At 59.4% G+C, this 16,548-nt stretch carries 15 protein-coding genes; 7 read left to right on the forward strand and 8 right to left on the reverse strand.

From position 1 onward, the window contains the following. The first annotated feature begins 102 nt into the window (after positions 1 to 102). Positions 103 to 1,053, forward strand: a complete 951-nt coding sequence (locus D8U73_RS21045) for a DUF1853 family protein (RefSeq protein ID WP_130905674.1) — start codon at positions 103 to 105, stop codon at positions 1,051 to 1,053. 41 nt (positions 1,054 to 1,094) lie between these two features. On the opposite strand, the gene D8U73_RS21050 is transcribed toward D8U73_RS21045, so the two are convergent. From D8U73_RS21050 to D8U73_RS21060, 3 genes are all read right to left on the reverse strand, one after another. Beyond that, positions 1,095 to 2,378, reverse strand: a complete 1,284-nt coding sequence (locus D8U73_RS21050) for an arsenic transporter (RefSeq protein ID WP_056855548.1) — start codon at positions 2,376 to 2,378, stop codon at positions 1,095 to 1,097. Positions 2,379 to 2,409: 31 nt separating this feature from the next. After that, entirely contained in the window at positions 2,410 to 2,757 is a 348-nt protein-coding gene (locus D8U73_RS21055) for a metalloregulator ArsR/SmtB family transcription factor (protein WP_130905675.1), read from the reverse strand. Between the two features lie 116 nt (positions 2,758 to 2,873). Beyond that, entirely contained in the window at positions 2,874 to 3,434 is a 561-nt protein-coding gene (locus D8U73_RS21060) for an NADPH-dependent FMN reductase (RefSeq protein WP_056855550.1), read from the reverse strand. Between the two features lie 181 nt (positions 3,435 to 3,615). Between D8U73_RS21060 and D8U73_RS21065 the strand changes: the two genes are divergently transcribed. Next, complete coding sequence (locus D8U73_RS21065; RefSeq protein WP_056855551.1) at positions 3,616 to 3,843, forward strand: hypothetical protein; 228 nt, start codon at positions 3,616 to 3,618, stop codon at positions 3,841 to 3,843. Between the two features lie 87 nt (positions 3,844 to 3,930). Beyond that, complete coding sequence (locus D8U73_RS21070) at positions 3,931 to 4,824, forward strand: LysR substrate-binding domain-containing protein (RefSeq protein WP_130905676.1); 894 nt, start codon at positions 3,931 to 3,933, stop codon at positions 4,822 to 4,824. Here D8U73_RS21070 and D8U73_RS21075 read toward each other — a convergent pair. From D8U73_RS21075 to D8U73_RS21095, 5 genes are all read right to left on the reverse strand, one after another. Next, on the reverse strand, positions 4,790 to 5,404 hold the full coding sequence (locus D8U73_RS21075; RefSeq protein WP_056855553.1) for a GNAT family N-acetyltransferase: 615 nt from the start codon (positions 5,402 to 5,404) through the stop codon (positions 4,790 to 4,792). The two genes, D8U73_RS21070 and D8U73_RS21075, sit on opposite strands and share 35 nt — an antisense overlap. 14 nt (positions 5,405 to 5,418) lie before the next feature. Continuing rightward, the gene (locus D8U73_RS21080; protein ID WP_130905677.1) at positions 5,419 to 7,674 is read right to left on the reverse strand and encodes an arginine/lysine/ornithine decarboxylase; all 2,256 of its coding nucleotides are present in this window, start codon (positions 7,672 to 7,674) and stop codon (positions 5,419 to 5,421) included. A gap of 254 nt (positions 7,675 to 7,928) precedes the next feature. Continuing rightward, on the reverse strand, positions 7,929 to 8,687 hold the full coding sequence (dnaQ, locus tag D8U73_RS21085; protein ID WP_056855555.1) for a DNA polymerase III subunit epsilon: 759 nt from the start codon (positions 8,685 to 8,687) through the stop codon (positions 7,929 to 7,931). A gap of 189 nt (positions 8,688 to 8,876) precedes the next feature. Then, a complete protein-coding gene (gene rnhA / locus D8U73_RS21090) occupies positions 8,877 to 9,329 on the reverse strand; it encodes a ribonuclease HI (protein ID WP_056855556.1) in 453 nt (150 codons plus the stop codon). 90 nt (positions 9,330 to 9,419) lie between these two features. Next, positions 9,420 to 10,178, reverse strand: coding sequence for a methyltransferase domain-containing protein (locus tag D8U73_RS21095; protein WP_130905678.1), 759 nt, complete (start codon positions 10,176 to 10,178; stop codon positions 9,420 to 9,422). Positions 10,179 to 10,243: 65 nt separating this feature from the next. Here D8U73_RS21095 and gloB point away from each other — a divergent pair, with 65 nt between their 5' ends. The 4 genes from gloB to D8U73_RS21115 all read left to right on the forward strand — a co-directional run bounded on the left by gloB (position 10,244) and on the right by D8U73_RS21115 (position 16,544). Continuing rightward, entirely contained in the window at positions 10,244 to 11,011 is a 768-nt protein-coding gene (gene gloB, locus D8U73_RS21100) for a hydroxyacylglutathione hydrolase (RefSeq protein WP_130905679.1), read from the forward strand. Between the two features lie 99 nt (positions 11,012 to 11,110). After that, a complete protein-coding gene (locus D8U73_RS21105) occupies positions 11,111 to 12,559 on the forward strand; it encodes a transglycosylase SLT domain-containing protein (RefSeq protein WP_130905680.1) in 1,449 nt (482 codons plus the stop codon). A gap of 314 nt (positions 12,560 to 12,873) precedes the next feature. Beyond that, complete coding sequence (locus tag D8U73_RS21110) at positions 12,874 to 14,706, forward strand: extracellular solute-binding protein (protein WP_130905681.1); 1,833 nt, start codon at positions 12,874 to 12,876, stop codon at positions 14,704 to 14,706. Beyond that, a complete protein-coding gene (locus D8U73_RS21115) occupies positions 14,703 to 16,544 on the forward strand; it encodes an extracellular solute-binding protein (RefSeq protein WP_130905682.1) in 1,842 nt (613 codons plus the stop codon). The genes D8U73_RS21110 and D8U73_RS21115 overlap by 4 nt, the downstream gene beginning before the upstream one ends. Positions 16,545 to 16,548: the final 4 nt, after the last annotated feature.

The following is a 16,548-nucleotide window of genomic DNA, read 5'->3' on the forward strand; positions in this document are numbered from 1 at the left end:
ATCTGTGCGACGACGAAAAACACGATTATGGGCGAAAGCCGCTGATAGACAAAATCCTTTCAGCCTCAAGGGTGTGCTCGGGTTTCGGGCTATGCTCGCAAGATGATCCTATTTCCAGATTTGCTCCAGCTGCCCCACCAGTTGCGCCACCCCGAAGTGCGCGACCTGGCATGGGTCATCCTCGCGCCGCCGATGCTCGCCGACACACCGTGGCCGCAACGCCACCCGCTGGCCGGCAGCGACTGGGTGCAGGCACCTGAGCGCCTGGAACACTGGCTGCGTCAGCTGGACCAGGACAGCTATGGACTGCTGCACTGGCTGGCCCAGGCCCGCACCCGGCGTCTGGGCTTGTACTACGAGCGTCTCTGGCAATTTGCCGTGGAGCATGCGCCCGGCATCGAACTGATCGCCGCCAACATGCCGATCCGTCGCGAAGGCCATACGCTCGGCGAGCTGGACATGCTGCTGCGTGACCGCGACGGTGTGCATCACCTGGAACTGGCGATCAAGCTGTATCTGGGCCCTCAATCAGGTGATGGATGCGACACCGCGCAATGGCTTGGCCCCGGTTGTCACGATCGACTGGACCGCAAGCTGGCGCACCTGAGCCAGCATCAACTGCCGATATCCGCACGTCCCGAGAGCCGCGAAGTGCTGGCAGCGCTGGATATCCGCCAGTTCACCGCGCATTTGTGGCTGGGCGGCTATTTGCTCTATCCATGGCCGGGGCACGCGGCAGCACCGAGCGGTGCACATCCACAACATTTGCGCGGTCGTTGGTTGCATCAAAAGGATTGGCAGGATTTTGTCGAGCAAAGTCCGCCGGGGCGCTGGCAACCCCTGCCCCGCCACGCTTGGCTGGCGCCGGCGCACTACTCGGCGGAACACACCTGGAACGTCGAGCAATTGAACGCCTGGCTGTGCGACCTCGACCCGCTGGCGCCGGCACAATTGCTGGTGCGATTGACCGAAAATGCCCATGGCGACTGGGAAGAAGCCGAGCGATTGTTCCTGGTGTCGGACCTTTGGCCGAATGTGCCCGGCCAAGGCTGATCCGAATCTTGTGCGAACTTTTGAACCAGCCTTTCAACAATCTAAATGGACAACCGCAAAGCCAGCGCCGCCAACGTCACCAACAACACCGGCACCGTCAGCACGATCCCGACCTTGAAGTAATACCCCCAGCCGATCCGGATGTTTTTGCGTTCCAGCACATGCAGCCACAGCAAGGTTGCCAGACTGCCTATCGGGGTGATTTTCGGCCCCAGGTCACTGCCGATGACGTTGGCGTAGATCATCGCTTCCTTGACCACCCCGCTCGCCTGGCTGGCATCGATGGATAGCAGTCCGATCAACACCGTCGGCAAATTGTTCATGATCGAGGACAACAACGCGGTCAACACCCCCGTACCCATTGCCGCGCCCCACACGCCGTACTCGGCAAAGCCATTGAGCCAGCCCGCCAGATAGCCTGTAAGTCCGGCGTTGCGCAGGCCGTAGACCACCAGATACATGCCAAGCGAGAAAATCACGATGTGCCAAGGCGCTTCCTTCAGCACTTTGCGCGTGGAAATCTTGTGACCACGGGCGGCAATCGCCCACAGCAAGGCCGCGCACACGGCCGAAATGGCACTGATGGGAATGCCCAGCGGTTCCAGCGCGAAGCAGCCGAGCAGCAGAATCACCAGCACCGCCCAGCCGGCGTAGAACGTCGCCTTGTCATGGATCGCCGACGCCGGATGTTCCAATTGCTCAGGGTCATAGTTTTTGGGGATGTCGCGGCGGAAAAACCACATCAATACCGCCAAGGTGGCCGCGACACTGACCAGGTTGACCGGGATCATCACCGCCGCGTACCGGTTGAAACCGATGTTGAAGAAGTCAGCGGAAACGATGTTCACCAGGTTCGACACCACCAGCGGCAGGCTGGCCGTATCGGCGATGAAGCCGGCGCCCATGACGAACGCCAGCGTCGCCGCCGGAGAAAAACGCAATGCCAACAGCATGGAAATCACAATGGGCGTGAGGATCAGCGCCGCGCCGTCATTGGCGAACAACGCCGACACCAATGCCCCGAGCAACACCATGTAGGCAAACAACTGGCGCCCACTACCCCTTCCCCAACGGGCCACATGCAGCGCTGCCCAGGCAAAAAATCCGGCCTCGTCCAGCAACAAACTGATGATGATCAGTGCGACAAAGGTTCCGGTGGCGTTCCAGATGATTTGCCACACCAATGGAATGTCGCTCAGGTGAACAACGCCGAACATCAAAGCCAGCACCGCGCCCAGTACCGCGCTCCAACCGACGCCGAGCCCTTTGGGTTGCCAGATCACCAGTGTGATCGTCAGCAGGAAAATCAGTGACGCTACAAGCATGCGCAGCTGCCTTTAAAGAATGGAGAGATAATCAGCAGCAACGAACCGGTCGGTCTGTCATCGCCTGCAGACGTGCCACATCGGCGGCAAGCCAATCAGCATTGGCCGCCAACGCTTCTTGCAGCATCGTGGCGACCCAAGGTGCAAGTTGCGGGTTCAATCGGTAATAAACCCATTGCCCCTGCCGTCGATCCGTCAGCAAGCCATTACTGCGCAATTGCGCCAAGTGACGGGAAATTTTCGGTTGGCTGAGGTCAAGCGCAGCCGTCAGCTCGCATACGCACAGTTCGCCTTCACGAGCGATCAGCAAGGCAACACGACTGCGAGTGTCAGCGGCCAAGGCCTTGAAAACATCGACGGGACTGCGGAAGTCGGACATGAAAACACGCCTCTGTGCGAACGAGGCGTGAATATATGGAATTTCGAATATTCAGTAAAGCACTGCCTGGAAAAGCACCTCCGGCGCTCCGTCACCCGGAGCGCCAGAAGCGGCAATCACAGCTTTTTGTGTTGCTCGACCCACTGCCCATAGGCATTGATGAAACTCTGCAGGAACGGCTTGACCGACTCCGACAGTTTGCCGGCCTCATCAAACGCCGAGCCAGCGCCGCCCAGATAGGCCTCGGGTTGCTGCATCAGCGGCACATTGAGAAACACCATGGACTGGCGCAGGTGATGGTTGGCGCCGAAACCGCCAATCGCGCCCGGCGAAGCGCTGATCACCGCGCCTGGTTTGCCGCTCCAGGCACTCTTGCCATACGGGCGCGAACCCACGTCGATCGCATTTTTCATCGGGGCCGGCACAGAACGGTTGTATTCAGGAGTAACGAACAACACCGCGTCGGATGAGCTCACTTGTTGTCGGAAAGTGCTGTAGGCTGCCGGCGGTGTATCAACATCGATATCCTCGTTGTAAAGCGGTAGATCGCCAATTTCAACGATAGTGAGCTTCAGATTCGCCGGCGCCAGATCGGCCAGGGCGAGCGCGATCTTGCGGTTGATCGATGCTTTGCGCAGGCTGCCGACGATAACGGCGACGTTATAGACACTACTCATGGAAGACTCTCGATTGTCCGTGGGGGAGCCTGTAGTTATAGATGATCGGACGATGTTTCAACCAGTAAACACAGGTATATCTGCGTCCTGATTATTTTTTTCGAGCAGGAAAACTTACCGTGCTCGACGGCGGTCTACAAAGCCGTCAATCAAGTGTTTTATCTCCAGAGGTTCTAAGCAGATGGCAGCAGTACTCGTCGGTCAGTTCCATGCAAGAGACGCGGAAGGCCGTATTTATTCGGTACACGAGTTTCAGGAGTCCACCCCGTCCGCAGACGGTTCCGGGCCTGCAACCACGTACAAACTGGCCATTGGCGATCGGGTCAACAAAGTTGATGACAATGAGTTCATGCTGGTGCAAACGGGCGTCACTCTCACCCGTGAGCCGGCAACCTGCGTCGCGTCATAACTCGATGTTATGAGCAGAAGTCATATGCGCGGACTTGGGTTAGGATTCAGTGACTGACTCCTCACCTGCTGAACATGGACTTCACGCATGCGCTTACGCCATATCGAAGTGATCCAGGCGCTCCTTCAGACCGGTCACACAGGCACCGCCGCCGAATGGTTGCAGTTGCCGGTGGCCGAGGTCGAAGGTATTTTGCGCGACGCAGAGGGCCAGTTGGGTTTCATGCTGTTCTCCAGCGTGCGCGGGCGGTTGCAGGCTACGCGCGAAGCACGGGAGCTTCAGATAGAAATTGCCCGCGTCTACGATGCGCTTGAACCGGTGCAACGCCTGGCCAATAGCCTCAAACAATACCTGGCACCGCCGTTACGCATCATCTGCACCCCGCCCCTCGCCCAACAATTGTTGCCACAAAGCATCGCGGCCTTGCGCCGACGCCTGCCCGACGCACCTTGCACCCTCCTGAGCCAGCCCACCCGGGACATCGTCAAAAGCCTTTTGCTGCGCGAAAGCGACCTGGGCCTGAGCCTGCATGACCCGGATCGCGCAGAAATCGATTGCCAGGTGATTGCCCTAGGCAAGCTGCAATTGCTGGCTCCCCATGGCTGGCTGCAACCGAAGCAAAAGTACATCTCCCTGCAAGACCTGGCTGGCCAGGCGATGGTCGGTCTCGAAGGCCATGACCCGCTGAGCCCCGCTCTGGAAAACAAACTGCATGGCTTGCGACCGGCACCGGTGATCCAGACCCGGGTTCAGACCCACCAGATGATGCGCAGCATGGTCGAGGCCGGTGAAGGCCTGGCCATTGTCGACCCCTTTACCGCCCTCGGTGCCAAATCGGCCGGGCTCGATGTATGCCCACTGGCACCTGCCGTACCGATCAGCGTCTACGCATTGACCTTGAAGAACGGCGAGCCATCCCCCGCCGTCCAGACCTTGCTGACCATCATCACGGAACAAGCCGCGGCGATGCTGACGAACTGATCGGGTTTTCCAGCGGGTTATCGAACAATCGATACCAGAACAGCGCGACCTCGGCAGTATTGGGGTCAATGCCGCGATAGCGCAGGTGGTCGATGCCGCCAATCACATAGCCACAACGCTCGTACAAGCGGCAGGCACCGAGGTTGTTGTTCTGGGTTTCGAGCATGATGCCCGGCAGTTTCTTCTTGCGACTCCAGAACTGCGCCACATCCAGCAACGCCTTGGCCACCCCATGGCGCCGCGCCGGAGCGTGCACCGCCAGTTCGTCGATATGGGCAAAACCGTTCCAATTGGTGCTGATCACCAAGTGCCCTACCGGCTCGTCATCCAGGAATGCCATGAAAATCGCACTGTCCGGTGCATCGCGAAAACTGCTGAATTCCTCGGGATCGATGCCATAGCATTTACGATAAGGGGTAATGGGGGTGACTCGCCATTGCTCGACCGGCTGCCCTATTTCAGGCGCTCCGTAGGCGGCAACCTCAAAACTGAAATCGCTGCCCCAGATGTAGGCAGCAAAACCTTCGTCGGCGACGCGCACCGACAGCCCTGGATGATTCGGATTCATGACCGGCTGCATACTGGGAAAGGTCCTCATTCCTTGATGCAATCGACGGTGTAGTGCCGCCCATTGCCCTCGTCTTCATGTTGCAATCCGTGCACATCAGCAACGAACCCCGGAAAATTGCTATCGAACGTGCGAGCAAACGCCAGGTAGTCAATGATTGAGCGGGTCGCTCCGGTAAAACGCTCCCCTGGCATGATCAACGGAATGCCCGGGGGATACGGCACCAGCATCACGGCAGCGATTCGCCCATCCAGCGCATCGATCGATACGGCTTCGACTTCGCCACGTACCAAATGATCATAGGCGTCAGCCGGCTTCATGGCGATTTCCGGCATGACCGTGTACATGCGCTTGAGGTGTTTGGCCGTGGCATTGCTGCGATAACAGGCATGCAACTGATCGCACAGGTCACGCAGCCCCATGCCCTGATAGCGCGTGACATGTTGCTGTGCCACGCACGGCAGACAGCTGGCCAGACTGACGTTGGCGTCATAGCTGCGCTTGAACTCCAGCAATTCGGTGAGCAACGTGCTCCATTTGCCCTTGGTGATACCCATGGAAAACAGCACCAGGAACGAATACAACCCGGTCTTTTCCACCACCAGCCCACGCTCCCAAAGGAATTTGCTGACAACCGCCGCGGGAATCCCACGTTCACTGAGCGCACCACCGGCGGTCAACCCCGGCATCACCAGGGTGACCTTGATCGGATCGAGCAACACGTAATCGTCGGTCACGCCGCCAAAGCCGTGCCAGTCAGCGTCCGGTTGCAGCAACCAGTCTTCGGTAACCACACGATTGATGCCTTCAGCGGAGGGTGGCTGCCAGATGGAAAACCACCAGTCATCCGCCGCGATGTGCTGACGCAAGTTGGCCAGGGCGCGGCGAAAGCTCAAGGCCTCATCGAACATCTCCTGTAACAGCGAACGACCGGCCGGCCCCTCCATCATGGCCGAAGCGACATCCAGCGAGGCGATGATGCCGTATTGCGGCGAGGTCGAGATGTGCATCATGAACGCTTCGTTGAAACGGTCTCGATCCAGTTGCCTGGCACCGCCGTCCTGCACGTGAATCATCGACGCCTGGCTGAACGCCGCCAGCAGCTTGTGGGTGGAATGGGTCGTGAACACCAACGGGCTGTCCTGTCCACGGGAGGTGCCCATGCCATAACGCCCGCTGAAAAACTCATGAAACGCCGCGTAGGCATACCAGGCTTCGTCGAAGTGCAATACCTCGACGCTGTTGCCCAGTTGCTGCTTGATCAGCTCGGCGTTGTAGCAGAGGCCGTCGTACGTCGAGTTGGTGACTACCGCGAGCTTGACCTTGGGCGCCCGGCCCTTGGTCAACGGGCTGGCGTCGATCTTGGCCTGAATCGCTTCGGGACTGAATTCGCTCAAGGGAATCGGACCGATGATCCCCAGTTCGTTACGCTCCGGGCACAGGTACAACGGGATGGCGCCAGTCATGATGATCGAATGCAACACCGATTTATGGCAATTGCGGTCCACCAACACCAGGTCATCGCGGGCGACCATCGAATGCCAGACGATCTTGTTGGCGGTGGACGTGCCATTGATGACGAAGAACGTATGATCGGCGCCAAAATTGCGCGCCGCCCGGGCCTCGGCTTCGGCCAGTGGGCCAGTGTGGTCCAGTAAAGAGCCAAGTTCTGGCACCGACACCGACAGATCCGAGCGCAGGGTGTTTTCCCCAAAAAACTGATGAAACGCCTGCCCCACCGGACTCTTGTGGTACGCCACGCCACCACCGTGTCCGGGGGTGTGCCACGAATAGTTGGAATCGGCGGTGTGTTGCACCAAGGCTTTGAAGAACGGCGGCAGCAACCCATCCAGATATTTGCGTGCGGCCCGCGCCACTTGCCTTGCGAGAAACGGCACCGTGTCTTCGAACAGATAGAGAATGCCGCGCAACTGATTCAGCTCGGCCATCGCGTCGGCGGGTGCGTTTTCCAGAGTCACTTGCTCGCCGAGGGCGAAAATCGGTAGATCGGGCGCACGCACTCGCGCCAATCCTATCAGTTCGGCCATATTCTGTAACAAATGCGAGTGAGCGCTGGCGTCCTCCGCCGCGATCAACATGCACGAGAGGCCGTGATGGGTGGATGCGACCAAGCGTCCTTCGGTGTAGTCCATCGCCGAAACGATACTGAAACCTTCCTGTTCCAGCTCCCGGGCGATTCCACGCACACGGTCGCCGGCAACGGTGTCGGCCTTTATGTCGCGATGGACGATCAGGACCGGGAATCTCAAATCTTTATACATGGGGCTCAGTGTCCTGAGGCGGCAGGCCAGAGCCTGCCAATCACCTCAGGGTAGAGGGTCGCAGCCGATGTGGCGAGTGCGTTGCACTGAAGCGGTACCGGCGCCGCACTATTTTGTAGCGAAAATTTTTTTTGTAGGGGCAAGGCTTGCCTGCGATAGCGATCTTTTAAACGCTATCGCGAGCAAGCTTTGCTCCTACAGATGACCGCAGATAGATGACCGTAGACAGATGAGCGCATGCAGATGAGCGCACATCAGGCCTGCGCTTGCGCCTCAGCCAATTGCAACCACAACGCCGGAGCGCCCGCGGATTTGCTGATGATTTCCAGGCGCGCTGCGTGCTGGGCCAATTCTTCTTCACTGGCGCGAATGATGCGGGCTGGCGTGCGACCGGCCGGCAAACGGCGGATCTCCGTGGCGGAGTTGTCAGCCCCCTCACCGGAACCATTGCCGTCGGAGGCATTGCCGGCCAGCGACAGGCTGGTCTGGCCGCCCGTCATGGTCAGGTAGACGTCAGCAAGAATTTCGGAGTCGAGCAAGGCGCCGTGAAGTTCACGACCGGAGTTGTCGACGCCATAGCGTTTGCACAGGGCATCGAGGCTGTTGCGCTGCCCGGGGTGACGTTCCCGGGCCATCATCAGCGTATCGAGGATCGTACAGTGCTGCGTGATGTCCGCACGATCGTGCTGGCCCATCAGAGCGAATTCGTTGTTGATGAAGCCAACGTCGAACGCCGCGTTATGGATGATCAGCTGCGCGCCCTTGATGAACTCAAAGAATTCTTCGGCCACTTCAGCGAAACGCGGTTTGCCTACCAAAAATTCGTTGGTGATGCCGTGGACGCCAATGGCGCCCTCGTCACTTTCGCGGTCTGGTTGCAGGTAAACGTGAAAATGCCGGCCGGTCAGGCGCCGACCGATCAACTCGACACAACCAATTTCGATAATCCGGTGGCCGTCGGTCACCGGCATGCCGGTGGTTTCGGTATCGAGTACAACGGATCTGGTGGCCATCAGTGCTCAGCTCTCAATCGGTCAATCGTGCAAAAGCGGCGATGTTAACACGCTCGCTGGGGTCTTTGATTGATCGTTCCCACGCTCTGCGTGGGAATGCCTCAAGGGACGCTCCGCGTTCCAATGGGACGCAGAGCGCCCCGGGCTGCATTCCCACGCGGAGCATGGGAACGATCAGCAGGCACACATTCAGTCTTGTTTGTAACCGCGCACTTCATCCACGCCGCGGTTGGCCAGTTGGTCAGCGCGCTCGTTGCCGTGATGGCCAATGTGCCCGCGCACCCACTTCCAGGTGACGTTGTGACGGTTGACCTGTTCGTCGAGCAGTTTCCACAGGTCGGCGTTCTTCACGGGTTCTTTCGCTGCAGTTTTCCAGCCGCGTTTTTTCCAGTTGGCCATCCACTCGTTGATGCCTTTCATGACGTACTGGGAGTCGGTCACCAGCAGCACATCGCATGAACGCTTGAGTTCTTCCAGGCCGCGAATCGCGCCCATCAACTCCATGCGATTGTTGGTGGTGTTGGCTTCGCCTCCCCAGAGTTCCTTTTCAACGCCCTTGCACACCAGCAACGCACCCCAGCCGCCAGGGCCAGGGTTGCCTTTGCAGGCGCCATCGGTGAAGAGTTCTACGCTATCGCTCATGCAATCTATCCAGAAAATGCGGTGGCTCGCCGATCGTTGATCGACAACGCCCGAGACCGGGGCAACCCGGTCGGAAAATGATATGAGGTATTACGGCTCGATATTGCGACGATTGACCTTGGCCATCGGCAGCGGAATCAACTTGCCCATTGTTTCGCGGCGTTCCTGACGCAGCGGCCGCAGGCCTACGACGATCTTGCGCGCCACCAATAAATAGAAGCCGCCGCCAGACAACTGCCAGTCGCCGGCCTTGCGTTCCCAGCCAGCCAGACGGGTCTGCCAGGCAGGTGAAGCCAGCGGCGGACGATAGCACCCGAAGCGGCGTTTCTCCAGCGCGAAGCCCAGCAGGTTCAACCAGTCAGCCACCCGTGACGGAGAAATGCAGCGAGCCTTGCCCAACCCGTCATGGGCAAACACATGACGCAAGCCCCAACTGCTCCAGGGATTGATACCGATGATCAACAGGTGCCCGCCAGGCCGCACACTGCTCGCGGCTTCACGCAGCAACCCATGGGGCGACAGGCAGAAATCCAGCCCGTGCTGCAACACCACCACATCGGCGGCATGTTCACTGAGTGGCCAGGCCTGCTCTTCGCAGACGATCTCGACACCCGGCAAGGGCGCACCCAAGCGCACATTGCGCTGCACCTGAGGTGCAGAAGGCGGCGTCTGCGCCGAGGGGCCGTAATGCACCAGGTAGCCACCGAAGAAGCGCCCGAGTTCGTCTTCGAGCATGCGCCGTTCTTCGTCCAGCAAAAATTGCCCGATGGGGCCGGACAGCCATTCACGGGCCGTGCTGATCAGCGCCAGCCAGTCAGGATCAGCTTGAGCGAACGCTTTATCGGTCATTGCATTCTCCAACGCGCCAGGAAGTTCTAAGATGCGCCATTGTTTCCAGCTTGGCGAATCCGACGATGATACAGATCACTGCCCTGCCCGCCTTCACCGACAACTACATATGGTTGTTACAAGACACTGCCACCCGCCACTGCGCGGTGGTCGATCCAGGGGACGCAGCCCCGGTGCAAGCCTGGCTCGCGGCCAATCCGGGTTGGGCCTTGACTGATATTCTGATCACTCACCATCATCATGACCATGTCGGCGGCGTCGAGCAGCTGAAGAAAGCGACGGACGCGAAGGTCTATGGTCCGGCCAGCGAAAAAATCCCGGCGCGGGACGTCGCGCTGAAGAACGACGACCGGATTACCGTACTGGGCCATGATTTTGATGTCATTGCCGTACCCGGTCATACCCTGGGCCACATTGCCTATTATCACAGCGGTCTGCTGTTCTGTGGCGATACCCTGTTCGCTGCCGGTTGCGGGCGATTGTTCGAAGGCACGCCGCAACAGATGTACGCCTCGCTGTCGCGTCTGGCCGCCCTACCCGAGGACACCCGCGTCTACTGCACCCACGAATACACCCTGAGCAATCTGCGCTTCGCCGCTGCTGTCGAACCGGGCAATCCAGACACCCTTGAACGCCTGGCTAGCGTCACTCGACAACGAGAAGCCGGGGTCATCACACTGCCTTCCACGGTGGCCCTGGAAAAGCGCACTAATCCGTTTTTGCGCACCGGCGAAACATCCGTTAAAGAAAAAGCGGACGAACGGACCGGCACCGATAACTCTCGGCCCGATATGGTTTTTGCTGCGCTCAGGGCGTGGAAAGACACGTTCTAAACAGCTTGCACGATGGTCCAAAAACGCTGAATGGTTGACCGCAGGGGGTCCGCTTTCTAGAATCGCCCGACATTTTTGCCCGGAACTTACTTCCAGCCAATGTCGTCATCCATACATAAGTCCATCAATTCAGACGCATTGACCCGCTTGGCTCAAGCCATAGCGGTGGCTGTGTCCGCCACGTTGGCGGGCTGTTCCAGCCACGCTCCGCAGCCTGAAGCGACACATACGCCGAACGTGGCGGCCCGCGCCAAGCAGAAGCCCATCTGGCTCAGCGAAAAGCCGAGCCCGCAGATCCCGCAGGACGTCTGGGAGCGCATGCGCCAGGGCTTTCAGTTGCAGGACAACGTCGGCGTGAACCCGCGCATCGAACAACAGCGCCTGTGGTTCGCCAGCAATCCGTCCTTCCTCGAAAACGCCGGGGAACGCGGCAGCCTCTATATTCACTACATCGTCGAACGCCTGGAAGAACGCAACATGCCGCTGGAACTGGCGCTGCTGCCGGTGATTGAAAGCGCCTACAACCCGATGGCCTATTCCCGCGCCAATGCGGTGGGCCTTTGGCAATTCATCCCGTCCACCGGGCGTTACTTCAATCTGCGCCAGACCCGTTTCTATGATGGCCGTCGCGACATCACCGCTTCGACCACCGCCGCGATGGATTACCTGACCCGCCTGCACGACATGTTCAACGGCGACTGGCTGTTGGCGCTGGCCGCCTACAATGCCGGTGAAGGCACGGTCAGCCGTGCCATCGAGCGCAATGAAAAGCTCGGCCTGCCAACCGACTACTGGAACCTGCCGCTGCCGGCAGAAACCCAGGCCTATGTGCCGAAGCTGCTGGCCCTGTCGCAAGTGGTGCTGGCACCGGAAGCCTACGGGGTGAACCTCAACCCGATCGCCAACGAACCGTACTTCCAGGTCGTCGAAATCAACCAGCGCATGGACCTTTCCAAGGTCGCCGCAGTGGCCAACATCGACGAAGACGAACTGTTCCAGCTCAACCCGGCCTTCAAGCAACGCACCACCATCGACGGCCCACAGCATTTGCTGGTGCCGACGTCCAAGGCGCAATTGCTGACCACCAGCCTGCAGACGATGCGTCCGGAAGAGCTGATCAGCAAGAAACCGCTCAAACCGGTCTTCGAAGGCTCGGACAGCACGGCAGTGGCCAGCGCCAAACGCAGTTACCGGGTCAAGCGCGGCGACAATCTGGGCTCCATCGCCAAGGCCAACAACGTCGACGTCAAGGACCTTCAGCGCTGGAACAAACTGTCCGGCAAGAACCTCAAGCCCGGCCAGACCCTGGTCATGCAGGACACCAGCAAGCGCAGCGCCGGGCGTATCAACACCGTCGTCGCGGCCAATGCCAAGACCAAAAGCCCGGACAAAAAACCGCAGTCGAAGTACAAGGTTCAGCAAGGCGATTCGCTGTACATCGTGGCCAAGCGCTTCAATGTTGAAATGCAGCACCTCAAGCGCTGGAACCCACGTGTCGGCCAGGCGTTGAAGCCAGGTCAGATGCTGACGGTTTCCAATCCGCACTAAAAAACGAGCCCCTGATTATCAGGGGCTTTTTTATCTTTGCAGCATCGAAAGGCTTTGTGGCGAGAGAGCTCGATCCCGTTGGGCTGCGCAGCAGCCCCAAACCCTGATCCCTGGATACTTCTGACATACCGCGTGCACTGGATTTACGACGGCTTCGCCGCCGAGCGGGAGCAAGCTCCCTCGCCACGGGATTGGCGCAGGCAGAACTGCCTTGCCAGTAATTAAGAGCGCATTAACCCCCCGTCTTTTTCCTGTCCATACAAGCTGTTACTGTACGGGCCACAAAGCCCAAGCCGCTGGATCGGATTTCTTATTTGAAGCGTCCCCTGCTCCCGCTCCTGATCAGCCTGGCCTTGAGCTCCACCGCAAGCGCGACGATCAGCGAAAGCCATGGTTATGCGCAGTTCGGCACGCTCAAGTATCCGGCCCGATTCACCCACTTCGACTGGGTCAACCCGCAAGCGCCCAAGGGCGGTACGTTGCGGGTAATGGCGTTTGGCACGTTTGATACGCTCAACCCTTACACTTTCAAAGGCACCAGCCCGGTTGCCACGCCGAACTTCCTTCAATACGGCATCAACGAGTTGAACGAACCGCTGATGGTCGGCACCGGCCAGTACGCAGCATCCGGCGACGAGCCCACCTCAAGCTATGGCCTGATCGCGCAATCGGTCGAGTACAGTGAAGACCGCAGCTGGGTGGTGTTCAACCTGCGTCCGCAAGCGCGCTTCCACGATGGCACGCCCATCACCGCCTATGACGTAGCGTTCTCCTACCGCTTGCTGCTCAAGGAAGGTCACCCGCAATACCGCACCAATCTTCAGGAAGTATTGCGGGTCGACATCCTCAATCCTCAGCGCATTCGCTTCGTATTCAAGCGCGCCGGCAATCCATTGCTGATCCTGCGCCTTGGCGAGTTGCCCGTGCTGCCGCAGCATTACTGGAAAAACCGCGACTTCAAGGCCACGACCTTCGAACCACCGCTGGGCAGCGGGCCGTATCGCGTCACCTCGGTGACGCCGGGGCGACAAATCGTTTTCGAACGGGTCAAGGACTATTGGGGCAAGGACCTGCCGGTCAACCGCGGCAAGTACAATGTCGACCGTATGGAAGTCGAGTTCTATCGCGACAGCGACGTGGCGTTCGAAGCGTTCAAGGCCGGCGAGTTCGACATCTATATCGAACACCAGGCCAAGAACTGGGCCACTGGGTACAACTTTCCGGCAATCCGTCGTGGCGAAGTGATCAAGGCACAGATTGCGCACCAGATCCCCACCCAGACCCAAGGCTTGTTCATGAACAGCCGGCGCCCGACGTTTGCTGAACCCCGGGTTCGGGAAGCGCTGGGGCTGATGTTCGACTTCGAATGGACCAACCGCACGCTGTTCAGCGACGCTTACAAACGCGCCACGAGCTACTACCCCAACAGCGAGTTTTCCGCCACCGGCCTGCCGGTCGGCCATGAATGGCTAATGCTCAAGCCGTACCGCGAGCAACTGCCCGCCCGATTGCTCAGCGAACCGTTCAGCCTGCCGCAGACCCAGGGTCGCGGCATTCCCCGGGAAACCATGCGCCAGGCCCTGAGCCTGCTCGCCGAAGCCGGCTGGAAGCTCAATGGTCAGCGCTTGCAGAACGCCGCCGGGCAGCCGCTGCGCCTGGAAATCCTGCTGGTCAACCCGAACCTGGAACGCATTCTCCAGCCTTACGTCGAGAATCTCGCCAGCATCGGCATTGATGCGCGCTTGCGCACGGTGGATCGCGCCCAATACAAACAGCGCCTCGACCAGTTCGACTTCGACATGATTCTGATGACCCTCAACCAGACCCTCAGCCCCGGCCTGGAACAGTGGCAGTACTTCCATTCCAGCCAGGTCGCGGTCAAGGGCAGCAAGAACTACGCCGGTATCGCCAACCCGGTGATCGATCATCTGCTCGAGCAATTGCTCGCGGCCAAGACCCGCGACGAACAAGTCGCCGCCGGCAAAGCCCTCGACCGGGTGCTGCTGTGGCAGCACTACATCATTCCCAACTGGTACCTCAATTATCACCGCCTGGCGTACCGCAACCGGTTCGCCTTCGTCACCACGCCGCCCTACACCCTGGGCTTGAGCGCGTGGTGGCTGAAATCTTCGGAGAAAGATCGATGAAAGCCATCAGCGCCCTGCTCTTGCAGGCCAGCGCCCTGCTGTTCGCCGGGCTGGCCAGCGCCGCCCCGCAACATGCCCTGACCCTGTACAACGAACCGCCGAAATACCCGGCCGATTTCAAACACTTTGACTACGTCAATCCGGATGCTCCCAAGGGCGGCAAATTTCGCCAGGCCGGGTTCGGCGGCTTTGACAGCCTCAACCCGTTCATCAGCAAAGGCGTGTCGGCCAACGACATCGACCTGATCTACGACACCCTGGCCAAGCAGAGCCTTGACGAGCCCTTCACCGAGTACGGCCTGATCGCGGCCAGGATAGAGAAGGCTCCGGACAACGACTGGGTGCGCTTCTATCTGCGGCCCGAAGCGCGCTTCCACGACGGCCATCCGGTGCGTGCCGAAGACGTCGTGTTCAGCTTCCAGACGCTGATCAAGGATGGCGCGCCGATGTACCGCGGCTACTACAACGACGTCGCCGATGTGGTTGCCGAAGACCCGCTGACCGTGCTGTTCAAATTCAAACACAGCAACAATCGCGAACTGCCATTGATCCTCGGCCAGTTGCCGGTGCTGCCCAAGCATTGGTGGGCCACCCGCGACTTCAACAAAGGCAACCTCGAAGTGCCGCTGGGCAGCGGTCCGTACAAAGTCAGCGAGGTAAAGGCCGGACGTTCGGTGCGCTATGAGCGGGTCAAGGATTATTGGGGCAAGGACCTGCCGGTGAATCGCGGCTTCTACAATTTCGATGTCATGACCACCGACTATTACCGTGACAACACCGTGGCGCTCGAAGCGCTCAAGGCCGGGCAGTTCGATTACTGGCTGGAAATGACCGCGAAGAACTGGGCCAACGCCTACAACATTGCGGCCGTCACCGAGGGTCGCTTGATCAAGGAACAGATCCCCAACGGCAACCCCACCGGCATGCAAGGCTTCGTCTTCAACTTGCGCCGACCGGTGTTCCAGGACGTGCGTGTGCGTCAGGCCCTGACGCTGTTGCTGGACTTCGAATGGACCAACAAGCAACTGTTCAACGGCGCCTACGCGCGTACTCGCAGTTATTTCGAGAACTCGGAAATGGCCGCCACCGGCCTGCCGGACGCCGATCAACTGGCGATCCTCGATCCGTTTCGCGGCAAGATTCCCGAGCAGGTGTTCAGTGAAGCGTTCCAGAACCCTGTCACCGACGGCAGCGGCATGATCCGCACCCAGCAACGCAAGGCCTATCAACTGCTGCAAGAAGCCGGCTGGCGCATCGTCGATGACAAAATGGTCGACGCCAGCGGCAAACCGGTGAACATTGAATTCCTGTTGGCACAGACCGAGTTCGAACGGGTTTTGCTGCCGTTCAAACGCAACCTCAGCGACCTGGGCATCGAGCTGGTGATTCGCCGGGTCGACGTCTCACAGTACGTCAACCGCGTGCGCTCGCGGGATTTTGACATGGTCGTCGGCAGCTTCCCGCAGTCCAACTCGCCGGGCAACGAACAACGTGAGTTCTGGATGACCGCGGCTGCCGACAAACCTGGCAGCCGCAACTCCATGGGCCTGAAAGATCCAGTGGTGGATCAGTTGGTGGAGCAATTGATCAACGCCGATTCGCGCAAAAGCCTGGTGGCCCACGCCCGGGCACTGGACCGAGTGCTGCAATGGGGCTATTACGTCATTCCCAACTGGCACATCAAAACCTGGCGCGTGGCGTACTGGAATCACATTGGTCACCCGAAGGTCTCGCCCAAATACGACATCGGCATCAATACCTGGTGGATCAAGCCCGATGCCAAACCGGCCATAGAAATCGAAACCAAATTGCAAGCCGACCCTGCAGGCATGGAGTAATCAG

Source organism: Pseudomonas sp. Sample_22 (assembly GCF_004307635.1).
GTDB lineage: Bacteria > Pseudomonadota > Gammaproteobacteria > Pseudomonadales > Pseudomonadaceae > Aquipseudomonas.

Coding starts and splice junctions, on each gene's coding strand:
- D8U73_RS21045 (WP_130905674.1), top strand. CDS start 103: ATGATCCTATTTCCAGATTTGCTCCAGCTGCCCCACCAGTTGCGCCAC.
- D8U73_RS21050 (WP_056855548.1), bottom strand. CDS start 2,378: ATGCTTGTAGCGTCACTGATTTTCCTGCTGACGATCACACTGGTGATC.
- D8U73_RS21055 (WP_130905675.1), bottom strand. CDS start 2,757: ATGTCCGACTTCCGCAGTCCCGTCGATGTTTTCAAGGCCTTGGCCGCT.
- D8U73_RS21060 (WP_056855550.1), bottom strand. CDS start 3,434: ATGAGTAGTGTCTATAACGTCGCCGTTATCGTCGGCAGCCTGCGCAAA.
- D8U73_RS21065 (WP_056855551.1), top strand. CDS start 3,616: ATGGCAGCAGTACTCGTCGGTCAGTTCCATGCAAGAGACGCGGAAGGC.
- D8U73_RS21070 (WP_130905676.1), top strand. CDS start 3,931: ATGCGCTTACGCCATATCGAAGTGATCCAGGCGCTCCTTCAGACCGGT.
- D8U73_RS21075 (WP_056855553.1), bottom strand. CDS start 5,404: ATGCAGCCGGTCATGAATCCGAATCATCCAGGGCTGTCGGTGCGCGTC.
- D8U73_RS21080 (WP_130905677.1), bottom strand. CDS start 7,674: ATGTATAAAGATTTGAGATTCCCGGTCCTGATCGTCCATCGCGACATA.
- dnaQ (WP_056855555.1), bottom strand. CDS start 8,687: ATGGCCACCAGATCCGTTGTACTCGATACCGAAACCACCGGCATGCCG.
- rnhA (WP_056855556.1), bottom strand. CDS start 9,329: ATGAGCGATAGCGTAGAACTCTTCACCGATGGCGCCTGCAAAGGCAAC.
- D8U73_RS21095 (WP_130905678.1), bottom strand. CDS start 10,178: ATGACCGATAAAGCGTTCGCTCAAGCTGATCCTGACTGGCTGGCGCTG.
- gloB (WP_130905679.1), top strand. CDS start 10,244: ATGATACAGATCACTGCCCTGCCCGCCTTCACCGACAACTACATATGG.
- D8U73_RS21105 (WP_130905680.1), top strand. CDS start 11,111: ATGTCGTCATCCATACATAAGTCCATCAATTCAGACGCATTGACCCGC.
- D8U73_RS21115 (WP_130905682.1), top strand. CDS start 14,703: ATGAAAGCCATCAGCGCCCTGCTCTTGCAGGCCAGCGCCCTGCTGTTC.